The organism is Streptomyces sp. CB01881 (assembly GCF_002953255.1).
In the GTDB taxonomy this organism is placed as follows: Bacteria; Actinomycetota; Actinomycetes; order Streptomycetales; family Streptomycetaceae; genus Kitasatospora.
The window spans coordinates 8,860,554-8,870,495 of sequence record NZ_CP026498.1; the positions used below are offsets into that span (position 1 = coordinate 8,860,554).

A 9,942-nucleotide genomic window follows, 5' to 3' on the forward strand; every position below is an offset into this window, starting at 1 on the left:
GGACCAGCGGGCGGACCGACAACGGCACGCCGGTGCACATGTGGCAGTGCAACGGCGCGATCAGCCAGCAGTGGAAGGTCCGGGCCGACGGCGCGATCATCAACGTGAAGTCCGGCCGCGCCCTGGACGTCCGGGGCTGGGACACCGCCAACGGCGCGCTCGCGCAGATCTGGGACTTCAACAACACGGCCAACCAGCTCTGGCACGCGCCCGCGTAATGACGTGACAGCACGGCCGAGCCCGGTCTCCCCTCGCCCGCGGGGGAGGCCGGGCCGCGTGGTTCGGGCCCGGAACGGCTCGCCGGTGCAGGGCTACCCGAGCACGCGGCGGGCCAGGACGGCCAGGCCCGCCGCGATGCGCTCGGGACTGAGGCCGGCGTCGCGCTGGTGGCGGAAGAGCTCGGGGGCGAGCGGGGCGAGGAGCTGGTCGGCGACGGTGTCCGGATCCGTGAGGCCGGCCCGGCGGGCCAGATGGGCGACGTGCAGCCGCCAGAAGGCGTAGGCGCCGGTCCGGTAGCGCGCCGCTCCGGTCTCCGCGCCGAGCACCAGGTGGACGTGGGTCTCCAGCAGTTCCACCATTGCCGCGTAGAAGGCGGCCAGCCGCTCGGCCGGGGCGGGCTCCGGCCCGTCGGCCCCGCCCGGGCCGAGCGGCGCCGCGCCGCGCAGCAGCCGCTCCTGGAGGGCCCGCTCGTGCTCGTCGAGCAGGGCGCGGGCGATGGACGCGCGGTCCGGGTAGCGGCGGTAGAGCGTGCCGCGGCCGATGCCGGCGGCCCTGGCGATGTCGTCCATGGTCACGCAGGCGGGGTCGCCCGCGGCGAAGAGCCGCTCGGCGGCGGCCAGGATCCTGGCGCGGTTGCGGGCGGCGTCGGCCCGTTCGCGCGGCGGGCGGCCGTCGGCCAGCGGGAGTTCGGTCACGGGCTCCACGATAGGAGGCAAGTGGACACAGCGTCCACTTGCCTCCTATCGTGCTGGGTGGAAGCAAGCGGACAGTGTGTCCACTTGTTGCTCCGGCCTTGCCACGCCCAACTCCACCGGGGGGTTCACCGTGTCCACACTCCTGTACCTGAACAGCAGCGCCCGCACCGACTCCTTCTCCCGCCGCCTCGGCGACGCCTTCACCACCGCCTGGCGCGACGCCGGCGGGGGCGAGGTCGTCCACCGCGACCTCGCCGCCCAACCGGTGCCACCGATCGGCGAGGGCTGGACCCGGATCTGCGACACCCTGCTGCGCGAGGGCATCACCGACATCGCCCGGTACGGCGAGGCCGTCCGCACCGCACAGGAGCGGGAGGCCTGGGCCCTCGTCCGGCCGCTGCTCGACGAGCTGGTCGCGGCGGACGTCGTGCTGATCGGCGCGCCGATGTACAACTTCGGCATCCCCGCGGCCCTCAAGGCCTGGATCGACCAGGTCACCTTCCCGAAGATGGTCCTCGCGCCCCGGAAGTTCGTGGTCGTCGCCGGCCGCGGAGGCGCGTACGGTCCCGGCACCCCGCGCGAGCCCTTCGACCACCACGGCCGCTACCTGCTCGACTTCTTCCGCGGCCACTACGCGGTGGAGGACGGCGAGGTCGTTGCCGCCGAACTGGTCAACTCACTGGTCGACCCGGGGCTGGCCGGCCGCCGCACGCAGCACCAGGAATCCGCGGCCGGCGCGCTGCACCGGGCCGGGGAGCTCGGCGCGAAGCTGGCGGGCCACCGCATCCCCCGGGAGGGCTGAGACCGTGCCGTGGATCTGGCTGCTGCTGGCGGGCGTCGTCGAGGTCGCCTGGGCACAGTCCATCAAGCCGACCGAGGGGTTCACCCGGCTCCCGCAGACCGCGCTCTGCCTCGTCCTCATGCTCGGCGCCGTCTACCTGCTCGGCCGCGCCCTCCAGGACCTCCCGACCGGCACCGGCTACGCCGTCTTCACCGGCATCGGCACCATCGGCACCGTTCTGACCGGCCTCGTCCTGCGCCACGAGACCCCGTCCCCGGTCGCCCTGGCCGGGCTCGTCCTCATCACCGCCGGCCTGATCACCGTCCACCTCGGCACGACCGCCCACTGATGCGGCCGCCGCCCGCCGGGGGTCCGGCGGCACGGGCCAACACGGCCGGGCCCCCTCGGCGGGTGGAGCCACAGCGGGTGGGGGCGCCAGGGGAGGCCCCGCGGCCCCCGGGACCGGCCGCTCACACCGCCGCGGCGGCCGGAGCGAGGTCGCGCAGGCGCTCGCCCGTCTCCGCGTCCCGCGGCGACAGCACCACCAACTGCAGGCCGCCCTCGGCCCGGAGCACCAACTGATCGATCCTCAGCAGGCCCAGCTCCTCGTGCAGCACGTCCTTCTCCACCCCGGCCCGCTCCTGCACCTGGTGCTCGTCCAGCCAGCGGTCCGCCTCCGGCGACGCCGCCCGCAGCCGCCCGATCAGCCGGGCCAGCCGCCGCGCCTGCGGGGCGCCGTCACCGCCCCGCTCGGCGTACGCGGAACGCAACTGCGCCAGGATCCGGCGCGCGTGCCGCTCCCAGTCCACCGTCCGGGCCCGGTTGACGGGATCGGCGAACACCACCCAGGCCAGGTTGCACTCGTCCGGTTCCAGCCGGGAGATCCTGAACAACGCCTCCGCGCCCGGGTTCCACGCCCGGACGTCCCAGTCCGCGTCCATCACGAAGGCCGGCGCCGGCCACTGCGCGTGCATCAGCCGCAGCAGCGCCGTCGGGACCTCCTCCGGCACCTCGATGCCGGCCTCCCGCGGGTGGCTCCCGGCCAGCCGGAACAGGTACGCCGTCTCCGCCCGGTCCAGCCTCAGCGTCCGCGCCAGGCTGGCCAGCACCTCCGGAGAGGGGTTGATCTGCCGTCCCTGCTCCAGCCACGTGTACCAGGTCACCCCGACCCCGGCGAGCAGCGCCAGCTCCTCCCGCCGCAGCCCCGGTGTGCGCCGCCGCACCCCCGGTGCCATGCCGACCTCCTCCGGCGTCAGCCGGGCCCGCCGGCTGCGCAGGAAGCTCGACAGCGCCTTGCGGCGGACCTCCGCGTCGCTCATCTCCCCCGCACTCCCCTGGTAGTCGTACTACCAGTATCCCCACGCACTGCTGCGGGCCGGGACGCCCCGCGAAGCTTGATCCGTCAGCGGATCACGCAAACCTCACAGGGGGAATCCCGATGCACCGTCAGTTCCGCCGCACCCTGGTCGCCGCCGCGGTGGCCACCGTCCTGCTCGGCACCGCGGGTGCGCTGCCCGCCGCCGCCGCGCCCGCGCACCGGGCCCCGGCGGTGATCCAGGGGCACGCCCCGAAGTTCGTCCCCGAGGGCGCGACCTGGGACCCGGCGCACCACCGCTTCCTGCTCGGCTCGATGGGCCACGGCACCGTCTGCGCCGTCGCCACCGACGGCTCGGTCCGCACCCTGGTCGACGACCCGGACGTGCTGGTGCAGATCGCCGGTCTGCACGTGGACGCCGCCCGCGGCCGCGTCCTGGCCGTCAACATGGACAACGGCGTCGGCGACCGCAGCACCCCCGCGACGGTCGGCCGGATCGGCGGGCTCGGCGCCTACGACCTGGAGACCGGGCGGCGGATCTTCTACACCGACCTCGCCGCCGTCGCCGGGGACGGCGGCCCGCACGTCGCCAACGACGTGGCCTTCGGCCCCGACGGCACCGCCTACGTCACCGACTCCTTCGCCCCGGTCGTCTACCGGGTCGGGGTGGACGGCAAGGCGTCCGTCCTCGTCCGTGACGACCGGCTGGCCCCGCAGCCCGGCGGCTACGGACTCAACGGCATCGTCTACCGGGACGGCCGGCTCGTCATCGGCAAGTGGGACGACGGCACGCTCTGGCAGATCCCCGTCCACAACCCGGCCGGGCTGCGGCGGATCGAGGTCCGCGGTGACGCGGGCGCACTGCTGCACCTGGACGGTCTGACAGGCCGTCCGGACGGCGGGATCGCCGGCGTCACCAACGCCCTCCTGGGGGCCGGCCGGGACGCCGAGGTCGAGCTGCGCTCCGACGACCACTGGCGCACCGCCCGGCTGGCCCCCGTCCGCCCCTGGGCCGATCTCGTCCCCACCGCGGTGACCCCCGGCCCCGCCGGAGCCACCTACGTGCTCTCCGCCCGCCTCGACCTCGCCCTGGCCGGCAAGCCCGCCGACGCGTTCACCCTGCGCCGGATCTGACCGGAGCGCGGCGCCCGGCCGGGGGCCACTCCCCGGCCGGGCCGCGCCGGCCTCCTTTGCCGGGCAGCACCGGAATGCCTCCGCGGTTGATCTCGATCGCGGCGACGGCCGCCCACCACGGCCCCACCGTCCTCCACGACGATGCGGACTACCGCACCGTGGCCAGGCACGCTCCGGACCTCGACGAGTACGGCATCCTGGACCACGCCCGAGCGGGCGCGCCGCGCTCCGGCCTCAGGCGGTGAGCGCGGGGGCAGCCGCTGCCAGTGCCCGGGCCCGGTCGTAGCGGGCGAGGAGCAGGCGGGCGAGTTCGGGGGCCGCGCCGAGGACGTCGGCGAGGAGGTCGGCGGAGCCGGCGGCGGCCCCGGCGATCCGGTCGGGGAGACGGCCCGGGGCGAGCAGGTAGGGGGAGACGGCCACCTCGGCGGCGCCGGCGCGGCGCAGCGCGGCGACGGCGTCGGGGACACGGGGGCCGGCGGCGGAGGCGTAGGCGACCTCGACGGCGGCCCAGCCGCGGGTGCGGCGCCACTCGGCGGCGACCGCGCGGGTGGCGGCGTCAGCGGCCGGGTCGGAGGAGCCGGCGGCGGCCAGGACGACGCCGGTGCGGGCGCGGACGGCGGGGGAGGCGAGGTCGAGCCCGGCCTCGGCGAGGCGGCGGTCCAGGGTGTCGAGCAGCAGCGGGGAGGGCCCGAGCACGTCCGCGACCGGCAGGCCCGCCCCGGCGGCGCGCAGCGCGGCAGGGATGTCGTGCTTGGCGTGGAAGGCCCGGTTGAGCAGCAGCGGCACGGCCACGGCGTCCGCGCCGGCCCCGGCGAGCCGGGAGACCACCTGCGGGATCCGCGGCGCGCAGTGGTCGAGGTAGGCGGTGGCGACCTCCAGCCCGGGGCGCAGCGCCCGGACCTCGGCGACCAGCGCGGCGACCGTCGCGGCGTGCCGCGGGTCGCGGCTGCCGTGGGCGATCAGCAGCAGGGCGGGGCCGCCCGCCGCCACCGCGGTGGCGGGGGCGGCGGACAGCCGGCCTTCGTGCACGGGAGGCGCCTTACTTGACGGCGGCCAGCAGGCCGCGGTTGCGCAGGACCCGGCGCTCGACCGGGGTGAACACCAGCAGTTCGATGGCGATGCCGACGAACAGGATGAGGATGATGCCGAGCAGCACGCCCGCCATGTCGGAGAACTCGCGCTGGTTCTCCAGGTACCGGCCGAGGCCGAGGCCCAGGTCGGGGGAGGAGGCGACGAGCTCGGCGGCCATCAGCGAGCGCCAGGAGAACGCCCAGCCCTGCTTGAGGCCGGCCAGGTAGCCGGGCAGTGCGGCCGGCAGCAGGATGTGCCGCGCGCCCGCGAGGCCGGTGGCGCCGATGGTGCGCCCGGCCCGCAGGAACAGCGGCGGGACCTGGTCGATGCCGGCCACCAGGCCGTTGGCGATGGACGGGACGGCGCCGAGCAGGATGACCGCGTACATCATCGAGTCGTTGATGCCGAGCCAGATGACGGCGGCCGGCACCCAGGCGACCGAGGGCAGCGACTGGAGGCCGGAGAGGACGGGGCCGAGCGCGGCCCGCACCGGCCTGACCCGGGCGACCAGCAGGCCGATCGGGGTGCCGATGACGAGGGCTATCAGGAAGCCGGAAAGGCCGCGCCAGACGCTGGTCCAGATGATCGAGAACAGCGTGCCGGCGGTCCAGAGGTCCCCGAGGGCGCCCCAGACGTCGGCCGGGCTGGGCAGCTTGTAGGCGGTGGTGACGTGCAGGCTGTACGCGCCCTGCCAGAGGGCGAGCACCAGGACCACGCCGAGCAGCGGCGGCAGCGCCTTCTGCCGGAACACCTCGCCGAAGGAGGTGCGCTGCGCGGAGACGGCGTCGAGGGCGTCCAGGCCGGCGCCGACGTCGGCGGTGTCCGTTCCGGGCGTGGCGGCCTTGTCCAGGACGGGGGTGGTGTCAGTGCTGGCCATGGCGGCGGATCTCCCCACGAAGTTCTTCGGTGATCTCGATGGACAGGTCGGCGACGCCGGCGGACTCGATCCGGCGCGGCTGCGGCAGGTCGATCCGCCACTCGCGCGCCACGCGGCCGGGGCGGGAGGAGAGCAGCACCACGCGCTGGGCGAGCCGGACGGCCTCCCGCACGTTGTGGGTGACGAACAGGACGGACAGCTTGCGCTCGGCCCAGATCCGGGTGATCTCGTCGTGCAGGACGTCCCGGGTGATGGCGTCGAGTGCGGCGAACGGCTCGTCCATGAGCAGCACCGAGCCGCCCTGGGCGAGTGCGCGGGCCATCGCGACCCGCTGGCGCATGCCGCCGGAGAGCTCGTGCACGCGCTTGCCGTACGAGCCCTGGAGGCGGACCAGTTCGAGCAGCCGTTCGGCCTCGGCCCTGCGCTCGGGGCGGGGGACGCCGGCGAGCTTGAGGGCGAGCTCGATGTTCTTGCCGGCCGTGAGCCAGGGGAACAGCGCGTGCTCCTGGAACATCAGCGCCGGGCGACCCCCGGTCACCTCGATCGTGCCGCGGGTGGGCTTGTCGAGGTCGGCGACCAGGTTGAGCAGGGTGGACTTGCCGCAGCCCGAGGCGCCGAGCAGCGTGACGAACTCGCCGGGCGCGACATCGAGGGTGATGTCGTCCAGGACGTGGGTCTGCGCGCCGGGACGACCGAAGGACTTGTGCACGTGCGAGATCCGGACGGCGGGCGCGCCGTCGCGGGTGCCGACGCCGGCGGCGTCGTCCGAGGTGGTCAGTGCCGGGGACATCCGGGCACCTCCTGCATCTGGGGGCACCTCCCAGCCGGAGGCTGGGGGCGGTCATGGGCCCCTCCCGTCCGTTGGCGGGCCGGGAGGGAAGGGTGGCGAAGCGGGAGCCGGGGTCCGGCCCCGCCCGTCCCTGTGCCTGGGGCATCGATCGGGCATCGACCGGGAGGGCGGGGGCCGGACCGCGGAGCTTGGGAGCGCGGGCCGAACGGTACTGCCGGGTGCTACTTGGTACCGAGGCCGGCGTCCGCCACCGGGCTCTGGCCCTTGGCCGCGAGCACCTTGTTCAGCAGCGTCAGGTCGTAGATGCCGTTCAGGCTCGGCTTCTTGAGCAGGCCCGCGGTGACGGCGTGGTCGGCCTCGGCCTGCAGGGTGGAGGCCAGCGGGTCGTCCAGGAAGTCGATGTCCTGCCAGGCCGGGTCGAGGACGGCCGGCTCCAGCGCGTTGCCGGCCTCCTTCTTGATGGCCTCGTTGGCGTCGGCCTTGGCCTTGTCCGGGTTGGCCTTGATGAAGGCGTTGGTGTTCACCGAGCCGCGCAGCACGGCCTCCACCACGTCCGGGTGCTCCGCGAGGAACTTCTGCGAGACGATGATGTTGGTGATCACGAACTTCTTGTCCGGCCAGACGTCCTTCTCGTTGAGCAGGACCTTCGCGCCGAGGGTGACCAGCTTGGACGCGGTCGGCTCGGGCACCCAGGCGCCGTCGATCGAGCCCTGCTTGTAGGCGTCCGGGGTGACCTTGTTGTCCGAGCGGATCACGCTGACGTCGCCGGCGCCGGACTGCGCGTCGACCTTGTAGCCCTTGCCGGCCAGGTAGTTGAGGAGCGCCACGTCCTGGGTGTTGCCCAGCTGCGGGGTGGCGATCTTCTTGCCCTTGAGGTCGTCCAGGGAGGTGATCTTGTCCGGGTTGACGACCAGCTTGACGCCGCCGGAGGCCGAACCGCTGATGATCTTCAGCGACTTGCCCTCGGACTTGGTGAAGCCGTTGATCGCGGGGGAGGGGCCGATCCACCCGATGTCGATCGAGCCGGCGTTCAGCGCCTCGATCTCGGCCGGGCCCGCGTTGAAGACCTGGGTCTTGACCTGGGTGGCGCCCAGCTCCTTCTGGAACAGGCCCTCCTGGAGACCGACCAGCGGGGTGCCGTGGGTCAGGTTGGCGAAGTAGCCGATCTTGACCGTGTCGGCGGAGAGCTTCGCGCCGGAGCCGGAGGCCGAGTCGCCCGCGGGCGCCGCGGAGCCGGTCTTCTTGTCCTCGCTCTTCGAGCCGTAGCCGCAGGCGGAGAGCAGCGCCACGGCGGTGAGGCCGGCCACGACGGCCGCGGCGGAGCGTCTGATCCGGCCGGCGTCGGGGCGGGTCGGGGTATGGGGAAGTGCCTGGTTCGGTGCCATGGGCGGAGTCCTGTTCACGGACGGACCGTCAGGAGGCGGTCTCAGGGCGGAAGTCGGTCAAGGTTGTGCTTGCGGCATCGGGGGATGCCGGGCAAGCCGGGACGGCGCTGCTGTGCCAGCTGTGGGGTTGGACAGCGGCCGGCCCGGTGACAGGGCGTTCTCAGCCCTGTCGGCCCACACATCGGGTCAGGCCGCCCTGGCCACTGCCGAGGACGCCGCTGCCGATGCGGCCGCCTTCCTTGTCCATACCACGTGGCCGATGTCGTTGGCGTCCAGGCCGTCGGGTGCGTCGCGCTGTTCCAGTGTGTCGATGTCGATCCGGTAGGAGATCTCCTTGACCAGTGCGCGCACGGTGCGGGTGGTGTGCTTGAGGAGCACCTTGGCGCCGACGCGCAGTGGCCGCTCGCTGAGGTGGCTGACGGTGGCCTCGATGTCCTTGGTGGGGACGGGGGCCGGTCCGGCCGCGATGAGGTCGCCCCGGGAGATGTCGATGTCGTCGGTGAGGCGGACGGTGACGGACTGGGGGGCCCAGGCGATGTCGGTGGGCCGGCCGAGTGCGTCGATGCCGGCGACGGTGGTGGTGTGGCCGGAGGGGAGTACCGTCACCGGGTCGCCGACCCGCAGTACGCCGGAGGCCAGCTGTCCGGCGTAGCCGCGGTAGTCGGGGTGCTCGTCGGTCTGCGGGCGGATCACGTACTGGACGGGGAAGCGGGCCGGTTCGATGCTCGGGTCGCTGCCGACCGGGACCGTTTCCAGGTGTTCCAGCAGGGTGGGGCCGCCGTACCAGTCCATGTGGGCGGACGGCTCGACCACGTTGTCGCCGGCGAGTGCGGAGATCGGGACGGCCACCACGTCCTTGACGCCGAGTGAGGCGGCGTAGGCGGTGAACTCGGCGGCGATGGCGGCGAAGACGGGTTCCGCGTACTCGGTGAGGTCCATCTTGTTGACGGCCAGCACCACGTGCGGCACGCGCAGTAGTGCGGCGACGGCGGCGTGCCGGCGGGTCTGCTCGACCACGCCGTTGCGGGCGTCGACCAGGACGACGGCCAGTTCGGCGGTGGAGGCGCCGGTCACCATGTTCCGGGTGTACTGCACGTGCCCGGGGGTGTCGGCGAGGATGAACCGCCGCCGTGGGGTGGCGAAGTAGCGGTAGGCGACGTCGATGGTGATGCCCTGCTCGCGTTCGGCGCGCAGGCCGTCGGTGAGCAGCGCGAGGTCGGGGGTCTCCTGGCCGCGGTTCAGGGAGGCGCGCTCGACGGCCTCCAGCTGGTCGGCCAGCACCGATTTGGAGTCGTGCAGCAGACGGCCGACCAGGGTGGACTTGCCGTCGTCGACGGATCCGGCGGTGGCGAAGCGCAGCAGGGAGGTGGCGCTGGTCTGGGTGGTGGTGGTCATTTAGAAGTATCCCTCGCGCTTGCGGTCTTCCATCGCGGCCTCGGAGAGTTTGTCGTCGGCGCGGGTGGCGCCGCGCTCGGTGAGGCGGCTGGCGGCGATCTCGGCGATGACGGCCTGGATGTCGGTGGCGTCGGAGTCGACGGCGCCGGTGCAGGACATGTCGCCGACCGTGCGGTAGCGGATCAGGCGCCGCTGGAGGGGCTCGTTCTCCTTGGGGCCGCCCCACTCGCCGGCGGTCAGCCACATGCCGCCCCGGGAGAAGACGTCGCGCTCGTGCGCG

At 73.9% G+C, this 9,942-nt stretch carries 12 protein-coding genes and 1 pseudogene; 5 read left to right on the plus strand and 8 right to left on the minus strand.

Going from position 1 to position 9,942, the window contains the following annotated elements; all coding sequences use genetic code 11:
• Window positions 1-218 (plus strand): RICIN domain-containing protein (locus tag C2142_RS28745; protein WP_162600490.1); only part of this gene is annotated, 218 nt, incomplete at its 5' end.
• A 93-nt stretch (window positions 219-311) separates the two neighbouring features.
• Here the strand turns inward: C2142_RS28745 and C2142_RS28750 are convergent.
• A complete protein-coding gene (locus tag C2142_RS28750; RefSeq protein ID WP_241002831.1) occupies window positions 312-914 on the minus strand; it encodes a TetR/AcrR family transcriptional regulator in 603 nt (200 codons plus the stop codon).
• Between the two features lie 130 nt (window positions 915-1,044).
• Here C2142_RS28750 and C2142_RS28755 point away from each other — a divergent pair, with 130 nt between their 5' ends.
• Together C2142_RS28755 and C2142_RS28760 are read left to right on the plus strand one after the other, a co-directional pair.
• The gene (locus C2142_RS28755) at window positions 1,045-1,716 is read left to right on the plus strand and encodes an NAD(P)H-dependent oxidoreductase (protein WP_148645631.1); all 672 of its coding nucleotides are present in this window, start codon (window positions 1,045-1,047) and stop codon (window positions 1,714-1,716) included.
• Window positions 1,717-1,720: 4 nt separating this feature from the next.
• Window positions 1,721-2,044 (plus strand): multidrug efflux SMR transporter, encoded by a 324-nt coding sequence (locus C2142_RS28760; RefSeq protein WP_148645632.1) that lies wholly within the window; start codon window positions 1,721-1,723, stop codon window positions 2,042-2,044.
• Window positions 2,045-2,165: 121 nt separating this feature from the next.
• On the opposite strand, the gene C2142_RS28765 is transcribed toward C2142_RS28760, so the two are convergent.
• Window positions 2,166-3,014 carry a helix-turn-helix transcriptional regulator gene (locus C2142_RS28765; RefSeq protein WP_148645633.1) on the minus strand — a complete coding sequence of 283 codons (849 nt, stop codon included), beginning with the start codon at window positions 3,012-3,014 and terminating at the stop codon, window positions 2,166-2,168.
• Between the two features lie 119 nt (window positions 3,015-3,133).
• Between C2142_RS28765 and C2142_RS28770 the strand changes: the two genes are divergently transcribed.
• Both C2142_RS28770 and C2142_RS28775 read left to right on the plus strand, forming a co-directional pair.
• A complete protein-coding gene (locus C2142_RS28770; RefSeq protein WP_148645634.1) occupies window positions 3,134-4,144 on the plus strand; it encodes an SMP-30/gluconolactonase/LRE family protein in 1,011 nt (336 codons plus the stop codon).
• Window positions 4,145-4,230: 86 nt separating this feature from the next.
• Window positions 4,231-4,389: a hypothetical protein gene (locus tag C2142_RS28775; RefSeq protein ID WP_241002832.1), complete on the plus strand. Its 159-nt coding sequence runs from the start codon at window positions 4,231-4,233 to the stop codon at window positions 4,387-4,389.
• Here C2142_RS28775 and C2142_RS28780 read toward each other — a convergent pair.
• The 6 genes and pseudogenes from C2142_RS28780 to C2142_RS40495 form a co-directional block, all read right to left on the minus strand.
• Window positions 4,379-5,173 carry a CbiX/SirB N-terminal domain-containing protein gene (locus tag C2142_RS28780; protein WP_241002833.1) on the minus strand — a complete coding sequence of 265 codons (795 nt, stop codon included), beginning with the start codon at window positions 5,171-5,173 and terminating at the stop codon, window positions 4,379-4,381. The two genes, C2142_RS28775 and C2142_RS28780, sit on opposite strands and share 11 nt — an antisense overlap.
• A gap of 10 nt (window positions 5,174-5,183) precedes the next feature.
• Complete coding sequence (locus C2142_RS28785; protein WP_148645635.1) at window positions 5,184-6,092, minus strand: ABC transporter permease; 909 nt, start codon at window positions 6,090-6,092, stop codon at window positions 5,184-5,186.
• The gene (locus C2142_RS28790) at window positions 6,079-6,882 is read right to left on the minus strand and encodes an ABC transporter ATP-binding protein (protein ID WP_148645636.1); all 804 of its coding nucleotides are present in this window, start codon (window positions 6,880-6,882) and stop codon (window positions 6,079-6,081) included. The genes C2142_RS28785 and C2142_RS28790 overlap by 14 nt, the downstream gene beginning before the upstream one ends.
• Window positions 6,883-7,103: 221 nt before the next feature.
• Window positions 7,104-8,267, minus strand: a complete 1,164-nt coding sequence (locus tag C2142_RS28795; protein ID WP_148645637.1) for an aliphatic sulfonate ABC transporter substrate-binding protein — start codon at window positions 8,265-8,267, stop codon at window positions 7,104-7,106.
• A gap of 186 nt (window positions 8,268-8,453) precedes the next feature.
• Entirely contained in the window at window positions 8,454-9,662 is a 1,209-nt protein-coding gene (locus C2142_RS28800; protein ID WP_241002834.1) for a GTP-binding protein, read from the minus strand.
• A pseudogene (locus C2142_RS40495) lies at window positions 9,663-9,942 on the minus strand (sulfate adenylyltransferase small subunit); the annotation flags it as partial.